Annotated in this window: 16 protein-coding genes and 1 pseudogene; 5 read left to right on the top strand and 12 right to left on the bottom strand. The window is 60.4% G+C overall.

Translation table 11 applies throughout. From position 1 onward, the window contains the following. Positions 1 to 16: 16 nt before the first annotated feature. From fabI to ACVWZM_RS33685, 4 genes are read right to left on the bottom strand one after another with little or no spacing between them, the layout of a single operon-like run. Positions 17 to 808, bottom strand: a complete 792-nt coding sequence (gene fabI, locus ACVWZM_RS33700; protein WP_076826002.1) for an enoyl-ACP reductase FabI — start codon at positions 806 to 808, stop codon at positions 17 to 19. Then, the gene (locus ACVWZM_RS33695) at positions 805 to 2,019 is read right to left on the bottom strand and encodes an acetate/propionate family kinase (protein WP_076826004.1); all 1,215 of its coding nucleotides are present in this window, start codon (positions 2,017 to 2,019) and stop codon (positions 805 to 807) included. The genes fabI and ACVWZM_RS33695 overlap by 4 nt, the downstream gene beginning before the upstream one ends. Before the next feature lie 5 nt (positions 2,020 to 2,024). After that, positions 2,025 to 2,990 carry a phosphate acetyltransferase gene (locus tag ACVWZM_RS33690; RefSeq protein ID WP_141342281.1) on the bottom strand — a complete coding sequence of 322 codons (966 nt, stop codon included), beginning with the start codon at positions 2,988 to 2,990 and terminating at the stop codon, positions 2,025 to 2,027. A 26-nt stretch (positions 2,991 to 3,016) separates the two neighbouring features. Next, on the bottom strand, positions 3,017 to 5,227 hold the full coding sequence (locus ACVWZM_RS33685) for a DUF3141 domain-containing protein (protein ID WP_141342265.1): 2,211 nt from the start codon (positions 5,225 to 5,227) through the stop codon (positions 3,017 to 3,019). Positions 5,228 to 5,343: 116 nt separating this feature from the next. Between ACVWZM_RS33685 and ACVWZM_RS33680 the strand changes: the two genes are divergently transcribed. After that, complete coding sequence (locus tag ACVWZM_RS33680; RefSeq protein WP_456855655.1) at positions 5,344 to 5,862, top strand: N-acetyltransferase family protein; 519 nt, start codon at positions 5,344 to 5,346, stop codon at positions 5,860 to 5,862. A 937-nt stretch (positions 5,863 to 6,799) separates the two neighbouring features. Here the strand turns inward: ACVWZM_RS33680 and ACVWZM_RS33675 are convergent. The 4 genes and pseudogenes from ACVWZM_RS33675 to ACVWZM_RS33660 form a co-directional block, all read right to left on the bottom strand. Beyond that, positions 6,800 to 8,387: pseudogene (locus ACVWZM_RS33675) on the bottom strand (DUF3300 domain-containing protein). A 150-nt stretch (positions 8,388 to 8,537) separates the two neighbouring features. After that, positions 8,538 to 8,669, bottom strand: coding sequence for a hypothetical protein (locus ACVWZM_RS33670; protein ID WP_283812358.1), 132 nt, complete (start codon positions 8,667 to 8,669; stop codon positions 8,538 to 8,540). Between the two features lie 216 nt (positions 8,670 to 8,885). Beyond that, on the bottom strand, positions 8,886 to 9,692 hold the full coding sequence (locus ACVWZM_RS33665; RefSeq protein WP_141342264.1) for a Crp/Fnr family transcriptional regulator: 807 nt from the start codon (positions 9,690 to 9,692) through the stop codon (positions 8,886 to 8,888). A 69-nt stretch (positions 9,693 to 9,761) separates the two neighbouring features. Continuing rightward, a complete protein-coding gene (locus ACVWZM_RS33660) occupies positions 9,762 to 10,010 on the bottom strand; it encodes a hypothetical protein (protein ID WP_456855654.1) in 249 nt (82 codons plus the stop codon). 243 nt (positions 10,011 to 10,253) lie between these two features. Here ACVWZM_RS33660 and ACVWZM_RS33655 point away from each other — a divergent pair, with 243 nt between their 5' ends. Then, complete coding sequence (locus ACVWZM_RS33655) at positions 10,254 to 10,685, top strand: zincin-like metallopeptidase domain-containing protein (RefSeq protein WP_456856814.1); 432 nt, start codon at positions 10,254 to 10,256, stop codon at positions 10,683 to 10,685. 197 nt (positions 10,686 to 10,882) lie between these two features. Next, positions 10,883 to 11,149, top strand: coding sequence for a DUF3892 domain-containing protein (locus ACVWZM_RS33650; RefSeq protein ID WP_141342262.1), 267 nt, complete (start codon positions 10,883 to 10,885; stop codon positions 11,147 to 11,149). A 928-nt stretch (positions 11,150 to 12,077) separates the two neighbouring features. On the opposite strand, the gene ACVWZM_RS33645 is transcribed toward ACVWZM_RS33650, so the two are convergent. Then, positions 12,078 to 12,323: a hypothetical protein gene (locus ACVWZM_RS33645; protein WP_253589750.1), complete on the bottom strand. Its 246-nt coding sequence runs from the start codon at positions 12,321 to 12,323 to the stop codon at positions 12,078 to 12,080. 204 nt (positions 12,324 to 12,527) lie between these two features. On the opposite strand from ACVWZM_RS33645, the gene ACVWZM_RS33640 reads away from it, so the two are divergent. Both ACVWZM_RS33640 and ACVWZM_RS33635 read left to right on the top strand, forming a co-directional pair. After that, entirely contained in the window at positions 12,528 to 12,905 is a 378-nt protein-coding gene (locus tag ACVWZM_RS33640; RefSeq protein WP_253589749.1) for a hypothetical protein, read from the top strand. Positions 12,906 to 13,003: 98 nt separating this feature from the next. Continuing rightward, the gene (locus tag ACVWZM_RS33635) at positions 13,004 to 13,261 is read left to right on the top strand and encodes a hypothetical protein (protein WP_253625964.1); all 258 of its coding nucleotides are present in this window, start codon (positions 13,004 to 13,006) and stop codon (positions 13,259 to 13,261) included. An 820-nt stretch (positions 13,262 to 14,081) separates the two neighbouring features. Here ACVWZM_RS33635 and ACVWZM_RS33630 read toward each other — a convergent pair. The 3 genes from ACVWZM_RS33630 to ACVWZM_RS33620 all read right to left on the bottom strand — a co-directional run bounded on the left by ACVWZM_RS33630 (position 14,082) and on the right by ACVWZM_RS33620 (position 15,867). After that, complete coding sequence (locus tag ACVWZM_RS33630) at positions 14,082 to 14,285, bottom strand: cold-shock protein (protein ID WP_253589748.1); 204 nt, start codon at positions 14,283 to 14,285, stop codon at positions 14,082 to 14,084. 342 nt (positions 14,286 to 14,627) lie between these two features. Next, positions 14,628 to 14,873, bottom strand: coding sequence for a hypothetical protein (locus ACVWZM_RS33625; RefSeq protein WP_141342256.1), 246 nt, complete (start codon positions 14,871 to 14,873; stop codon positions 14,628 to 14,630). Positions 14,874 to 15,435: 562 nt separating this feature from the next. Further along, the gene (locus ACVWZM_RS33620; RefSeq protein ID WP_141342255.1) at positions 15,436 to 15,867 is read right to left on the bottom strand and encodes a hypothetical protein; all 432 of its coding nucleotides are present in this window, start codon (positions 15,865 to 15,867) and stop codon (positions 15,436 to 15,438) included. Positions 15,868 to 15,936: the final 69 nt, after the last annotated feature.

Genomic DNA, 15,936 nt, shown 5'->3' with positions numbered 1-15,936 from the left:
CCCGAGCTTACGTGCGTCAATCGATGATATGGTAGCCTCCATCGACGTAGAGCACGTCTCCCGTGATCAGCTTTGCGCCGTCGAGGGCGAGGAACGCCGTGGCCTTGCCGACGTCGTCGATGCTGACGAGGCTGCGCGTCGGTGCCTGCGACTGCGCCTTGTCCATCAGCTCATCGAATTCGGGAATGCCGGATGCTGCGCGCGTGGCAAGTGGTCCTGGCGAGATGGCGTGGACCCGAATGCCTTTCGGCCCAAGCTCGGCCGCGATGTAGCGCACGGCTGCCTCAAGCGCCGCCTTCGCGACGCCCATCACATTGTAGTTCTTCACCACCATCTGGCTGCCGTAATAGGTCATGGTGAACATCGTACCGCCGTTCTTCATCAGCGGTTCGGCGAGATGGGCCATGCGCATGAACGACCAACAGGACACGTCCATGGTCTTCTGGAAGCCGGCGCGATCCACATCGACCACACGGCCATGCAAGGCGTCCTTCGGTGAGAACGCGATCGAGTGAAGCAGGAAGTCGAGCTGACCCCACTCCTTCTGGATCCGCTCGAACACTTTCTCGGTCTCGCCCTCGACCATCACGTCAAGCGGCATGAAGATCGGCGATTCCAGCGCCTTGGCCAGCGGTTCGACGTGCTTCTTGGCCTTTTCGTTCAGGTAGGTGACGGCGAGTTCGGCGCCGAGCGCCCGAAACGCCTTGGCACAGCCCCAGGCGATCGATTGGTCATTGGCGATGCCGACGATCAATCCCTTCTTGCCCTTCAGCGCGACACTGGTCTCAGGATAAACCGGGATGGTCATGACACTCTCTCGCGTTTAGGATTGGGCGATGGCTGGTTCATGAGCAGCGTCAGCGTATGCTGCGCGATCATCAGTTCCTCATCGGTCGGCACGACGAATACGGGGATTCGGCTTTCGGGTCCGGAGATCCTGGTCGCGTGCCGCGCATTCTCGGCGGGATCCAGCGCGATCCCAAGCCAGGACAGCCTCTCGGCAATGCGAGCACGGATCGAAACGGAGTTCTCACCGATCCCCGCGGTGAAGACGAAGCCGTCGAGTCCCTCCAGCGCGGCTGCCAGCATGCCGGCGTTAAGGCCAACACGGTAGACGAAATAATCGATCGCAAATGCAGCTTGCGGGTCTCCGCTTGTCTCGAGCTCGCGCATGTCGTTGCTGACGCCGGACAGTCCCTTTAAGCCGCAGTCGCGGTAGAGAAAATCCTGCACCTTGGAGGCCGACATTCCCTTCTCGGTGAGCAGGTGCAGGACGACACCGGGATCGATCTGGCCGGGCCGCGTTCCCATCGCGAGGCCGTCGAGCGCCGTAAATCCCATCGTGCTCTCGACGCTCCGGCCTGCCCGCATCGCACACATCGAGGCGCCACTGCCGAGATGGGCCACGATCACACGTCCAACCGCGACCTCCGGCGCCACCTGCGGCAGCCGCTTGGCCACATATTCGTATGACAGGCCATGGAAGCCGTAGCGCCTGACGCCTTCGGCGTACAGCTGGTGCGGAATGGCATAATGATCCGCCAGCGGGTCATGATCACGGTGGAACGCCGTATCGAAGCAGGCCACCTGCGGCAGGGCCGGAAAATTGGTCAGCAGGGATTTGATGGGCGCCAGATTGTGCGGCTGGTGCAGCGGCGCCAGCTGCGCGTAGCGTTCCAGCCGCGACACGACCACAGGATCGATCAGCACCGGGTGCGCGTAATCCGGGCCGCCGTGAACAACCCGATGGCCTACGGCCACAGGGTTGATGTTGAGTTCCTCCCTCAGCCAGGCTCCCGCGACGGACATGGCGGCAGGAACGTCGGCAACCGCTTCGATCGGATAGGCGCGGTCGGCCAGCGGTTCGCCACTTGAGCCGCTGGCGCGCATTCGCGGCCGGCTGCCGATGCCGTCCATCTGGCCCTTCAGCTGCCGCCGCAGCCGGCCCTCGCCTTCCACCGCGAAGACCTGGAATTTCACGCTTGAGGAGCCGGCATTGACGACGAGGATCGTATCCATGGCAGTCACGCGGCGGCGATCGGAGCACGGCGACGCCGGGCATCCGCGTAAAGGCATGCAACCGCGGCTGACGCCATCCGTGACCGCGCCGAATCGGCACGCGACGTCAGCACCACCGGCACCCGCGCGCCGAGCACGATGCCGGCGCCATCGGCCTTGGCAAAATAGGCCAGATTCTTCGCCAGCATGTTGCCGGACTCGAGGTCGGGCACGACCAGGATTTGCGCCCGGCCGGCGACCTCCGACCTGATCCCCTTGATCCGCGCCGCTTCCAGGTCGATCGCATTGTCAAAGGCCAGCGGACCATCGAGCAGCGCGCCGGTGATCTGTTTGCGGTCCGCCATTTTGCAGAGCGCGGCCGCTTCGATGGTCGATGGAATCTTTGACGTGACGGTCTCGACCGCCGACAGGATCGCCACCCGCGGTGTCGTGCCGAAACCGGCCTCATTGTAGAGATCGACGGCATTCTGGATGATATCGCGCTTGGCGTCGAGGTCCGGGAAGATGTTGATGGCGGCATCGGTGACGAACACCGTTTCGGCGTAGGCCGGCACGTCCATCACGAACACGTGGCTGATGCGCCGGTCGGTGCGCAGCCCACCGACCTTTGCCGTCACGCTGCGCATCAGTTCATCGGTGTGGAGGCTGCCCTTCATCAGGACTTCGCCTCGCCCCTCATGAATCAACTCGACGCCCCTGGCCGCGGCAGCAGCCTCAGTTGGCGGCGTATCAACGATCTCATAGCCCGCAATATCAATATTGTGCTTTGTCGCGGTATCCCGGATTCGCGCGGCCGGACCGACCAGAACCGCCTTGATGATTCCAGCCTCGGCGGAGTCGATCGCCCCTCGCAGCGAGCTTTCATCGCAGGGATGCACCACGATCGTGGAGACCGAGGGAACGCCCTTCGCGGCGACGATGAGGCGATCATATTTCGATCCCGGCTGGGCTTCGTTCGGTCCGGCTGCCATGACACCCATCGCTCCGCTCTGAATTGCTATGATGCCCGGGCTTTCGGATCGAAAGGGACGGTGTTGTCGTAACCGTCGAGCCCGAACAGCCCGGCGACCTGCTTCAATCGCCTGGCCACTTCACCGGATATCTCTGCGCTTGCCGACAACACGTCCTGAATGGCGGCAAACGCCCTGCGGCGCTCGTCCATGCTGTCCGGCAATAGCCTTGGAATGGCCGCAAGTGCGGCCTCCCGATCAAGCAGCAGCATGAAGAACTGCTCGCGGACCAACATCTTGAACTCCGCGAGCGTCACGCGCGCGGCCTCATCGGCCTGGCGAAGCCGCCGCAGCGCCTCGAGGCTGCGCTCGTCCACCATGCCCCGGGCCGATCCGACGTAAAGCAAGGCCCGAATGCCGGCCTCTCGCATACCACCGGAGCCGATCCTGGAAGTCAGCTCCGCTACGCGAGCTTGCAAGAGCTCGCGGTGCTTTGGATCCATGTCGCGGCGTTGGGAGGGTGTCGACTGCGGATCGACCCCGACCGCGGCCTGCAGCGCCGGCGAGCCGTAAACGGCAAGGAACATCGCCTCGCTTAGTGCCTCCTGCGAGTCACGCCACTGATCGAGCGAACTGACGATCTGCTGCGATACCCGCTCCTGGAACGCCAGGAACGGATTGTCCTTGGCGACGGGTTTGCGGTCGTCGCGCGCTTTCTCCGCGGCGCTCTCCACCATCTTCATCCAGGGGTTCTCGCTGCTGAACGCCTCGTATTGCAGGCGGAGCGGATGCCAGTTGCGCATCATCTCCGCCATCTGTGGCGTCACCATCGATTTGACCCAGGGCTGCACGTATTTCTGATAGGCGGCGAGATTCATTTCCGAGACACGCTTGGCAGTCTCGAAACGCCGCTCATCCTCCGGCGAGTTCCCGCCCATCGCCCGGATGTCGTCGAGTGTGCGGGCCTCGCAGCGCATCACCCACTGCCCGACCGCAAGCTCATCATTGAGCGTGTCGGATCCCCTCGCCTCGAACGTCGCTTCGTAAAGGCCGGGCGGCAGCACGTCGATCAGGTCGATGTTGCTTGAGAACTCCGCGTGCTCCTTCTTGGCCACGCCACCGGAAACGAAGATGCCGAGATGGCCGACCGTCTCATGCACGGTATAGACGATGGTCTGCCCATGTGCCCTGATCTCGTCGACATCAGCATAAAGGTCCAGAATCCAGTGCAGCGCCTGTTGCGGAGGCGTGATGTTGTCCCCTTTCGAGCAGAACACCACGATCGGCGAACGAATCTTGCGCAGATCGACCGTGGTCCCGTCGGACATCTTGACCCGGCCGGCACCCAGGTTGTTGCCGATGAAGAGTTCATCGACGATGAACTGGATCTCCTCGGCATTGAGGTTGACGTGCCCGCCCCACCAGCGCTCGAATTCGAGATAGCGGTCGGCCTCGGTGTCGACCTTGGAGTAGACGTTGTACTGCTTGGTCCAGAGCGTGTTCGACGGATTCTGATTCTCGAAGTTCTGCACCAGCCAGGCACCGTCAAACTTGCCGGCGCCGAGGTCGCTGGAAAGCGCGGTCAGCCAGCTTCCGCCGAGCAGTCCGCCGGAGTAGCGCATCGGGTATTTGCCGTGTACGCCAGCCCAATAAGCGAGCGGCGCGCCCGCCACGATCACCGGACCGAACAGTTCCGGCCGTAACGAGGCGAGGATCATGATCGCCCAGCCGGCCTGGCAGTTCCCGATCACACATGGTTTCCCATCAGCCTCGGGATGCCGCTCGATGACCTTTTCGATGAAGATTGCTTCAGCGTGGGCAATGCGCTCGATGGTCTGGCCCGGCATTGGCTCGGGCAGGAAGCCGATGAAATAGCAGGGATGCCCCGCCTTCATCGCGACGCCGATCTCACTATCGGCTTTGAAGCCGCCGATCCCCGGTCCATGGCCCGCACGCGGGTCGACGACAACGAATGGCCGCCGCTTGAGGTCGATTTCCACACCCTTGGGCGGGATGATGCGCACCAACGCATAGTTGACCGGCTGCTCGAGCGTGCGACCGTCCAGGATGAGCTCGGCTGCATAGCTCAGGACGTGGGGCGCCGTCTGGGCAACATGCTCGCGATACTGATCGCCGCGCTGCCGCAGTATGTCCAGCAGCAGTACGCTACGCTGCCCGGCATCCACCATATATTCCACGGCCTTGGCGACGACCCCTGACATCGGGCCGCCCGGGAGTTGCAGATTGTCCAGCGACATCGTTTCGGTCCTTCCGCCGACAGTCCGATTGAAAGCGTCACGCGCACCGGATCGTTGATTTAGGTCAAGCCACGAGCCCCAGCCGTACGTCTTTCTTGCGCCGGGAGGATAGGCTGATGCCCGTGCCTGAGAATTATGCAGCGGCCGAACGCCTGCGCGATGGCCGGAGCGTCGAGATCCGCATGTTACGAGCGGACGACCAGGACGACATGTTGGCCGCCGTTGGCCGCACGAGTAGCCAGTCGCTGCAACGTCGCTTCTTCGGCCCCAAGCGAAGCTTCTCAAAGAAGGAGGTCGATTTCTTCATGAACATCGATTTCGCCAATCACGTCGCCTTGATCGCGCTTGCCGACGAGGACGAACACGAGGTGATCATCGGCGGCGGTCGCTACGTCGTCATGGATCCCGGAATGGCCGAGATCGCCTTCGTGACCATCGACGACTATCAGGGACAGGGCGTCGGCACCTTGCTCATGCACCACCTCCTCATCCTGGCGCGCACGGCTGGGCTCGAGCAGCTCGTCGCCGAAGTCCTGCCAGAGAACACGGCGATGCGAAGGGTTTTCGCCAAATTTGGCTTTCAAGTCCGACGCGGAAGGGATCCCCAGGTCATTTGTTTGGCGCTACCGCTGTAAGCGCGAGGCTCTTCGCCGAGGGTTGTAAGCCGACGATGCCGCCCGCAAACTGCTCAGTGACCCCGAAGGAACTTGCCATGAGGAAAGCGCCTACAGACGATCGAGCCAAGAGCAGCCCCCCGATCGTCCGCCGCACCGAAACACGCGACACATTGGAAACAAATGCCATTCAACCGAGCATCGAGATCTGGGACTGTGCGACCTTCAACTTGACTGACTGGCTCCGCGAGAACGGCACTTGGCAACCCCTTCTCAAGAAGCCGCGAGTCTAGCCCTTGCGTGCCATCAGTTCTTGTCATTCCGTGCCGGACATTTGGACGCGAATGCATCCGGGTTTCCTGCACGAATAAGGCCGCCAACTGAGGCGGCCGTGCTGTTTAACTCAAAAAGTTGGGCGCGCGTGCTGGGGCGTCTACCGGCCCGGGCGGCGGCGCATGTGCGCCAAGTGCCTTACGGCAAGAACATCGCGATGCCGATGATGACGAGCGGGCTTAGTCCAAAGAGTACAATACAAAAGCTTCTAAGGAGATCACTGCCCATGACCGCAACTCCTGCGTTGCGGTTGGGACTCTACACATCCGATCGAACGCGGTTGCATAGTGCAATCACCGCCACCTCAATTGGAGAAACAAACTTGTCTGGATCAAACGCGCATGCGCGAAATGAGCGCGAATTGCAACGCAGGAATTTATACACCCACAACACTGAATAGGCTTCTCGATATCTCTAATGAGAGCATCGGCCTAGGCTTGGTTGCCACAGGGCTAAAACCCAAACTAGGTCGCTCCAAAAAATCAAAGCGGACCACTGTGGATGGAAACAGGCCAGCACGTTCAAAGCTGGGGTTGCCGGTTGGTTCGGCGATCCAGCCCCGATCCGCTGGCTAGTTTAGGGCCAGCGAATCCGCGCTTGGAGCAGCCGACCGTGGGCGCGGTCTTCAGCGCGGCAGCGCGCCAGTGTTCGGCAGCACGCCTCCGGACGCGGCCCAACCACCATACGACCGAAACTTGAGGCCGAGCCGGGAATAGTAGACACGCAGATATCCGTCGCGGCCGCGTGTGACCGCGTCGGGTCTCACCGCCTCCACTTCCTGAGCGATCACTCCGACATAGGTTTTGTCGCTGCCGTTGTATGCGAAGCGGTAGTAACCGAGACCGTTGTCGAGCCGACCGAGCAGCACCACGTCGTGCTTGAGATTGATGTCCGATCGCCGCCCGCCGCCACGGCCGCCACCACCCCTGAACCCGCCGCCACCGCGAAACCCAGCCCCACGAAATCCCCCGCCTCCGCGACCACCGCCGCCTCGGAATGCTGCAGCTCGATGTCCAGCGCCAGCGAACCGCGCACCGCCGCCGCGGCCCGCCGCTGGCCTGAAATGGGCAGCTCTGGAAACTCCACGGTGCGCCACACGACCACCAGATCTTGCGTTCCTGGCAGCCGTCGAGCGGTTACGCGCTTGGCGGTTGCCGGCCGTCCTGCCCGCGCCTGCCTGCCTGTTTGTTGCTCGGCCGCGGTCGGAGCGTTGAGCGCGGTCGGCGCGCTGGGCCCGGTCTCCGACGTTCGGACGATCGGCGCCTGCCCGCACTCTCTGCCGATCGCCACCGGGCCTCTGATTGGCGCTGCCGAACCTCTGTTGCAGGCTCGAATTGTTGTAGCGTGCACCCTGTCGATGCCTTACGTCGTGTTGCCAGTGCTCGACGCGAGCGCCACGATTGATGTCGATTAGCTCCACCAACCCAGTTGACCCGGCTGCCGCCCCACCATCCGCCGCCGCCCCAGTAGCCACCGGTGGCCCACCGCCCCAGTGCGTAGGCTGTGCCGAAGGCAACGCCGGCTGCGATGATGCCGGCACCGATGTAGTCGGGATAGCCCCAATAATAGGGATAAGCGGGATAGTCGGAGTAAGGCCAATCGCCGAAAACCACCTGCGGTTCGTAATAAGGAACGTAGATGCTGTCAGCCACGGCGGGCTCAATGTAGATGAACTGCCGGTTCTGCTCTGCTTTTACCGTCACTGTCTGCTCTTTCGTGGTGACCAGCTTCTTCCGGTCGTAGGCTTTTGAACGCAACCGCTGCACGGCATCCATCACGTCCTGTTGCTGAGCCAAAAACGCTTCGCCGAGCTTTTGCGTCCATTCGAGCCGCTCGTTCATCATCTGGAGTACGGACGGTGTCGCAATCAGCGCCTTGACGCTCGCGTCCCAATCCTGCTTCTCCGCCGCGGCCTTGAGGGCATCTCCCTTGAGGTTCTTGTTCTGCTTCATCCAGCGATCCGCGCGCACCACTTCCAGCGGATAGGTCGATGCCATCAGCACATTCGACATTAGCGTATCGGGATACAATGCAATGGGCGCTACCAGCGCCTCGAGCTCAGCCGGCTTTAGCGCCGGCTGCTCGGGAACCGGCGCGGGTGCATTGCTCGGCGTTTGCGGCCCCTGGTCGTTTGTCTGTGCTCGCGCAGGAAGGCCGACATGCAATAATCCGAGGAAGGCGCATATCCAGCATATTGTTCTGATGATCCGCATGTCGCGCGTCCCTCCTCATAACAACGGCGAACCAGCAACAGCATCCAGTGTCCCTGTCACGCGTTCTTGACTTAGATTAACGTGGCTGCCTGCCGCGCGTATTCCCGAAGGGAACGGAGCGACGATCCGTTCCTCCACCCGCCTAGCGGCTCAGTTCATCCGCTCATAAGCGTCGGCAAGAAAATGGTCGAAGCTCTCGATCCGAATGAGACCGAGGCGCGGATACTCCATGTCCGTGACGATGTAGAGCGCGACCGTCAGGGTTCCTGCAAATATCACCATATGTATCCAACTGCGCCCCGCGTTCGCCGCCATGCCGAAACCAGCGAGCAGTGAGCAACCGAGACCAAGCCCGAACTAAGGCGGCGCACGCTCGGTCCCGGGCCTCGCTGACCTCCGGTTCTCGCCTTTTCGCGCGCCCTGGTACGCTGCACTAACCCGTCGGGGAACCGTCTGTTGGATACCCGCCTCCATTGAGTTTATCGAGCCGGACCGCCGTCAGTTCGCGGAGCCCGTCTGCACCGCGATCCTGTTCTGCGCGATGATGGCTTCGGCCCGCGCGAGATTTTCCAGTAGGCGCTGGCTGGTCAAGACAAGGAAGTAATAGCCGAACTGCGGGTTCTGGAAGTAGATCTCGAGCAGCTTTTCATAGGTGATGGTTAGAACGTGGCCGTCCTCGATACATTCGATCGTCGCGGTCCGGCGGTTGTCAGGCGTGAGGAAGCCGAGTTCGCCCATCAGGCGGCCCGGCGGAACATCGACGTTGATTTCGACGACCCGGAATCTGCCGGTAACTGTCAGCAGCATTTCGTTGGCTGCGTCACCTTTCTCCATCAAGATATCACCCTTGCGATACTTGCGCTGGGTCATGAACGGCTTGAGCCACTCCATCGACATGTCGCCCTGTGTTGCGGCGCGCGCCTTCTTCACGAGAGCGAGCATTTGACGAAGGCGGTAGGCGTTGATGGGAACCATCAGGAGATAAAGAAGAAATGTCGTGACGGCTCCAGTGAGCGCACCGAAGATGGCGAAGAATACGCAACCGATCATGTTAGCGACCCGGAGCGGCACCATGGTCTGCGTCAGCAGGGTGGCGACAAAGAAGATCGCGCCGACCAGGGCGAACATGTTTGCCAGGGTGATGTTGTGCAGAAAGATTTCCAGCAGCCGGCTGAAGATGGCGTCCCAGGTCACGTTGTTGGGATCGAGCCCCATCTGAACCAGAATCTTTGCGAACCTGAGGTTATCGGTTGCTGCATCTAGAATGCGGTCCAGCATGCTGGACACGTCTGCGCTAAGCATCATTTGGTTTCGCCAATGTGTGAGCCAATACCGGCAGCGGCTATTCCGGATGAAACCATTGCGCTCGTCAACTCAAACGAAAGACTCGGCGCGAGCGAGATAGAGTACAAATAGGAATCCGGCGACCGTCGGCAGCACCACCAGCAAGCCTCCTGCCAGCGCCACCCGAATTATCGCATGCGTCACCAGCGCGAGGACGGTGCGACCCACCAGCGGTTGGGCAAAGACCGCTTCCAGCGCATCGGTGCCGCCAATGAAGCCTTTGCCGATCGCCGCGGCTACAATGCTGGCGAGGACGGAAAAGCGCTTTGCGCGCCTCACGAACGGCTTCTCAAAGAATCTGGATCACCACGCAGCAGTCGTGAGCCTGTACGTGGCTCACTACAATCTGTGGCCGGTGCATGAGGCGGTGCGCACCACGCCAGCAGTGGCGCTTGGCGTTCGCCAAGCTCCCGAGGTGTATCGCGATCGTCCGGCGTGGAGTTCATCACCGACGTTGTATCGTGGGTTTATGGTGCGCTCGCAGGGCGTTCGCATCTGCTGCGATTTCAACGGCTTGTGCCGATGACGAGGATCGAAAGGGTTCTTCCAGCGAGTGGCATTCCGGTGCACTACGAGGCGACAGACCAAACCGGCCTATTACCCCGCACGAGGCAAAATCATGATGCCGGCCTATTCCGCATTCGATTCGGACGACGACTTTGTCTCGACGTTGGCCACGAACCGATCCACGCCACTGGGCACCAGTTACGATTGAACCACAAGTTCAACGCGAAGGTGTTCAGCAATGCCAAGGCGGCCGAGGAATGCGTCGCCGAACTCGGTAGTGCGTTCATAGCGGCTCACTTCGGTTACAGCTATATCGAAGCCCAGTCCCCAGCTTGCAGCAAGGCTGGCTCGAAGTCCTCAAGGGCGACAACCGGGCTATCTTCAGCCTTGCGTCCTACGCCTCCCAGGCGGCCGACTGGCTGCTGCAGAAGGCCATGGGGTGGATGAGACCACGCCAGCGGTCGAGCAGCCAAAGGTTGAAGATGCAATAAGTGAGCACTCCGATTTTAAACGCCGCTGCTGCGGCACACATTAGAATGGGGGAAACGACGCACCACTCGTTTTGATACCAATGTCATATTTCCATCTCCCTCTAGTTGTGTTCCAAATTGAGCTTTCGAAGAAGAGCTAATTGGGAGGGGAAATTGCCAGACGTACAGGTGACCTGCATCAATAAGCAGCCACGAAACGATCCGCACGAGGGCATCACGCATCTCGGAGGCATCAACTGGAAGTGGCCGCGATCACAAGTCATCCAATCAATTGAAAGCGGGGCCAACACATTCTTCACGATGGTCGGCGGCAAGCGAGCCGACGTGGGAGTCGTAAATGGACCGAACGGCAAATATGTTCGGACCCATGCTGACGGCTACTACAACGACAATCTCTTAGCCCTGCCGGAGTGTCGATGAACTTGTCCTGACCGGGTTGCCTACATCGCGCAATGTGCTACACGGCGCTCCTCTCAATAAGGAGCGCCACGTGGCCAAAAATAGAAAAGCAATTCGCCGCAAGTGGACAACGGACGAGGTTCGCGACCTTAAGGCGTTAGCGAAGCAAAAGTTGGGCGCAGCGAAAATCGCAAAAAGGCTAAAGCGCACGAAGAGCGCTACGATCGCTAAGGCGTTTATCCTAGGCGTGTCGCTGGAGACGCGAGGTTAATTCCCACCACGGCAAACCAAACGGTGCTAGAATTTGCCTGCCCACGTGAGTCGGGGACATCTAAGATGACTTCAATTATCGAATGGGGACCGCTCCAGAGAGCGACGAATGCCCTCCACCAGCCCGTGATCTGCCGGAACTTCGATGTCAGGTCGCGAGATGGCTATGTCAGCGGACAAATCGTTGTCGACGACACATCCGATCCTGCCGCAATGTCGGAATGCGAGAGCCGGCTAGCCTTGCTGCTGAGAGACGCCCTCACCGATCTTGGCCGGTAAGTCAGTCCAGCAAGTCGTCATCATCCTCGGCTGACAGCGAGCGCCGCCACACTGGTAGCTTTCGTCGTGAGTGGCGCTGATGCCAGCCGAGGAAAAGTAAACCCGATTGGCAACCACCAAGCTGCACCACCCATAACGTCACGCCGTCCGGCGCATGTGACACAATTCGCCGAGTGCGGCAGTTGTGTTCTTCGTCACGCGCTTCGTCTACACGCGCAGCAGCCGCCACCTTACATTCATGGCCGCCTATCCAGCATTTGTCGCGATTGACAAGTAAAACCCGATTGTCGTGACAGACAATATGGCGAACGTAGACCACCCGTCTCACCGTCTTCGCTGCACAGGCTGCGTGTTTCGGCAATTTCCGGACACCGATTTCGGTAATTCGCGGACGGCGATTTCAGTAATTCCGGGACAGGGATTCCGCTAAATCGCGGACAGTTGCGCGAGGTTGGTTTTCGGGAGCGCCGTTCAGGCACGCGAAGATTCGGAACCACATCCAGGTGGTTTCAGATTCAGACAGGAAGCCGGTTACCAACTCCTCGGCGAAGCGCTGCACCGCCAGCGCGTCCTCGCGATACTCTGGCAGTTGGCAGGTAATCTGACTTGCCTGTCGGCGACGCCAATCCTGCGGTTGCTCGCTCATCCCATTGCTCTCTGCTGCCAGTCTTGGCTGCTAGCTTGTTCGTACAGGTATTCATGGTCGGCTATTCCGGGCTCGGCGGGACACACTGATGAGCGTGGCCAGGGAGCTCTCCCGACGTCGGCGGTTGGACCAGGTAGTTCAGCAACCAAAACGAACGTGAGGTGTTTTAGAATCGGGCGACTTTCTAAAAGCTGGGAGAGTCCGATGTTTAGGAAAATCCTAATCTCACTGATCGCAGTTATCGCCGTGGCGTTTGCACCGACTGCTGCCTCTGCGCGTGGAGGCTTCGGCGGCGGCGGTTTTCATGGTGGTTTTCATGGCGGATTTGGTGGCGGCGGCTGGCGCGGCGGTGGTTGGCGCGGAGGCGGGTTTGGAGCGGCCGCTGTTGGACTTGGGATAGGTCTGGGCTTGGCGGGTGCCTACGCTGCCTACGGTTACCCCTACGGATACGGCTACCCGTATGGGTATGGCTACGACTACGGGTATGGCTACGGTTATCCGTATGGCTACGGCTACCCGTACAGCGCCAGTTATGGCTATTGCCTCGCAACAGCCAGCCAGCAGGAGTATACTTGCTATTAATAGCGAGCCAGCGGCTCATCCTGCTTGAATGTTGAGACAATCGCGACCTGCCGATTGGGGAGCCGCGGGTGCTTTGCCCGGCAAATGTGGAGGGTAAAATGGCCCTGCACTTCAGCCAGGTCTGGACTGGCGATTTGGAGATGTGGATCGCAAGCAGCGACGACTACTCATTCGTTATCAGCAACGAGAGCCGGAGTGGACCCGGGTTGCATGGAGAGCCGGGCTTTGTTGCGTCATATCGCCCCGACTTTCTGAATATGCCCGCAGCTCAAGTGTCCGGGTCGCCCTTCGGCACGTTCGCTGAAGCCGAGCGGGCCTGCAATGCGTTCTTGGGTCGCCTCATTATCGAAGGATGATAGCCGCGCCGTTACCGGCTCCAGAGAATTCGGCTACCAACTAATCGTCAGTCAGAGAAGGTCTGCCGTGCTGAGAGCAATCTTCATTACGACTTGTCTAGTTGCAGCGTCGCCATCGGTTGCCCAGCAGGTGCGGGTGATCACCGGGGACTTTGAGCATGTATACGGACCTGGTGGTGAGGTCCTCGACGATGCCGAGATGCGTGCACGAAACCAGCGGGCTTCTGAAAAGATTCAGATTGAAACACAGCTCGCGATTGAGAGGCAACAAATCGAGGCCGAGCGACTCAGGCGTCGGTCAGACCAAGAGGCTGCTCTCGCCTACGATGCAACTGCTCCGACGTGGGACTCAACATACGGCGGCTGGTTTTTCGTTAATCGCCATCGGGGCCACCTGAGGATAGGCGTCTCGCCGAGGATGGGCCCGAGGATGGGCGGCTCGCGAACGGCGCCGTAACCAAGCTGACCTCCCCGGCGCTCCGAGGCCAATCGCCGGCTGGTCGAGATCGGGCTGAAGGCGAAATCCAGTGAACGCACGCCGCCGAACGGCAAGTTCGAAAGGGCTGCTTTCGCGCGTCTATGCTGTAACGATCGTCAGATCGTTTGGCACTCGGCGGCTGGGGGTTCGCTCATAGAACGCCAAACATCGCCGAGCATAGAGGACTTCCACCTCCAAGCTGTCGTTCATACTCGGCACACATGAGAATGGCCCCGACGCCGTCGCGTCGGGGCCGCATTTCAATCTCCCGCAGTCGGGGTTGGGCAACTGAAACCACGGAAGCATTGAATTGAACCCGGGCGCTGCCACTTGTTCCCGGTGTCAGCCCACCCGCAGATTTTCGGCTGACGTCTTGCCGCGGTTTTCCCGCTCTTCGTAACTGACCTTTGCACCCTCGTTGAGGCTGCTCAGTCCCGCTTTCTCAACGGCCGAAATATGCACAAAGACATCCTTGCCACCGTTGTCAGGCTGGATGAAACCGTAGCCCTTCGTCGGGTTGAACCACTTCACAGTACCAATCGCCACTAGACAAATCTCCTTTGAGGAATGGCGGCAGCCTAGTTCGACAGCGCGGCATCCCGCAAGGCCCAATGCGGGACCGTTGGCAACAGTATAAGTACGGTAACGTTTTGGAGGAGCGGGTGCGCCGCCCCGCTTGTCAGCTCCTAGATTTTCTTGGGACCGCTAGGCTTCGGAGCGACCTACCGCGCAACCACTGCGCAGCATTGACCTGCGTCATACGGGCGTGACGAGAGTGCTGTTACCGTTGCTGGCATTGCTGACCAGCTGAAATTCCGCGGCCGGGACAAAACATTTCGAGCCCAGCGGCGTAGTTTCTCGGGAGATTAGTTGGGCGCTGCAGGCCACTCATTCGAGTGGTAGGGAAAGTGTCGGCAGCGGCTTATTGCCCTGCTCGCAACCTGTTCGCCCCTTGGGCGGTAGACTCGGCGTTGAGGCATCCGCGGCAGTCTCGCCCATGAAGTGGGTCAAATTAACGTCCGATGACCACTCCACATAACCAACGACCGCAAAAGCAACCGCCGCCACGATGACAATACTGACCACCGAAGCGGCGGCTGTTGCCGACCAGCTTTGGCTTTTGAAAAACGGCATCACGATTCTCCGACACCGAGCTGCCACCCGGCGCTTGCGTTAGATCAGCTCGCGATTATCGAGTGTGAACGGCCTCACATTTCACGCGCACTTGATCCTGAGGCAGCGCTTTACTGAGGCGGCGGCTTCGTCGAGCCTGTCATTCCCCTGTGGCATTGGTCGTGCAGCACACTTGAGGCTGGGGATTTCAGTGTCCCAGTTCAGGAAGAAAACGCCGCCGGGCGTGTATTCGTGAGACCGGCGGCGTCTTTTCCTGGGACCTTTATACTGGTCCTAAGTTGACTGCCGCACGGGCGATCGTCTGCCTCAGTTGGTAGTGCCAGCCATCCGGGCCAATGGTGTCGGTGTCGGGCCACTCGTCGCCCTCATCTTCCATCTCGTTCGCGTACCGGAGCACGGCGGCGATGCCGGCAACGGTCGTGGGAATCGTTGACGCCAGTTCCCACGCGGCGGCTCGGGCCGCGTGACCACAAGCCTAATTGTTGTCTTGGGCGTCATTGCCAGCGACAAGCACAACTTGGCAGAGGCTGATCGGCGCCGCGCGTGCCTCTGACCGAACCGCCTATCTTTTGGTGCGTCTTTGCGGAGAAGGAGCCGCTGGGGTTGCCTGCGCTGGGCTTTCAGCCCTTGCAGATTCCAGCGAGTTAACTCGCGCGCTTAGCGCACCGAGCTGGTCGGATATTAGCTTCTGCTCGCCCTGCTGAGCGGAAGTTTTCTGCTGAGCGTCACCGATCTGAGCAGCCTGCCTTTTTTGGCCGGCTTCAATCCCCTGCACCGCCTGTTGGAGAGACGCTAAAGTCTGCTTCATCTCCGCAAGGGCCGGATCCGGTGGAGGTGCGACGGCCGCGCGCTCTTGCGAGGCTGCAAACTTTGTCGCGTTGCTGTAGCTCATCCAAAGCGCACCGCAAGCGACGATAACGGCGAGAACAGCTATGAGCAGCGGAAACGACGATCGCGCCTGTGCATCGCCGGGCGTTGACGAATCGGCGGTCATGAGAAGTTCCCCGATTTGGACAGATGGAAGAACTATCCAATCTCCGGTTTGTTCCGGAGTCACTTGGTT

It is taken from the genome of Bradyrhizobium sp. USDA 4501 (genome assembly GCF_054062115.1).
Note: the sequence above shows the minus strand (reverse complement) of the source record. Positions and strands in the feature narration are given on the sequence as shown.

Bases quoted from the DNA above. Each gene is read 5' to 3' on its own strand.
- fabI (WP_076826002.1), bottom strand. From the start codon at position 808: ATGACCATCCCGGTTTATCCTGAGACCAGTGTCGCGCTGAAGGGCAAG.
- ACVWZM_RS33695 (WP_076826004.1), bottom strand. From the start codon at position 2,019: ATGGATACGATCCTCGTCGTCAATGCCGGCTCCTCAAGCGTGAAATTC.
- ACVWZM_RS33690 (WP_141342281.1), bottom strand. From the start codon at position 2,990: ATGGCAGCCGGACCGAACGAAGCCCAGCCGGGATCGAAATATGATCGC.
- ACVWZM_RS33685 (WP_141342265.1), bottom strand. From the start codon at position 5,227: ATGTCGCTGGACAATCTGCAACTCCCGGGCGGCCCGATGTCAGGGGTC.
- ACVWZM_RS33680 (WP_456855655.1), top strand. From the start codon at position 5,344: ATGCCCGTGCCTGAGAATTATGCAGCGGCCGAACGCCTGCGCGATGGC.
- ACVWZM_RS33670 (WP_283812358.1), bottom strand. From the start codon at position 8,669: ATGGTGATATTTGCAGGAACCCTGACGGTCGCGCTCTACATCGTCACG.
- ACVWZM_RS33665 (WP_141342264.1), bottom strand. From the start codon at position 9,692: ATGATGCTTAGCGCAGACGTGTCCAGCATGCTGGACCGCATTCTAGAT.
- ACVWZM_RS33655 (WP_456856814.1), top strand. From the start codon at position 10,254: ATGACGAGGATCGAAAGGGTTCTTCCAGCGAGTGGCATTCCGGTGCAC.
- ACVWZM_RS33645 (WP_253589750.1), bottom strand. From the start codon at position 12,323: ATGAGCGAGCAACCGCAGGATTGGCGTCGCCGACAGGCAAGTCAGATT.
- ACVWZM_RS33640 (WP_253589749.1), top strand. From the start codon at position 12,528: ATGTTTAGGAAAATCCTAATCTCACTGATCGCAGTTATCGCCGTGGCG.
- ACVWZM_RS33635 (WP_253625964.1), top strand. From the start codon at position 13,004: ATGGCCCTGCACTTCAGCCAGGTCTGGACTGGCGATTTGGAGATGTGG.
- ACVWZM_RS33625 (WP_141342256.1), bottom strand. From the start codon at position 14,873: ATGCCGTTTTTCAAAAGCCAAAGCTGGTCGGCAACAGCCGCCGCTTCG.
- ACVWZM_RS33620 (WP_141342255.1), bottom strand. From the start codon at position 15,867: ATGACCGCCGATTCGTCAACGCCCGGCGATGCACAGGCGCGATCGTCG.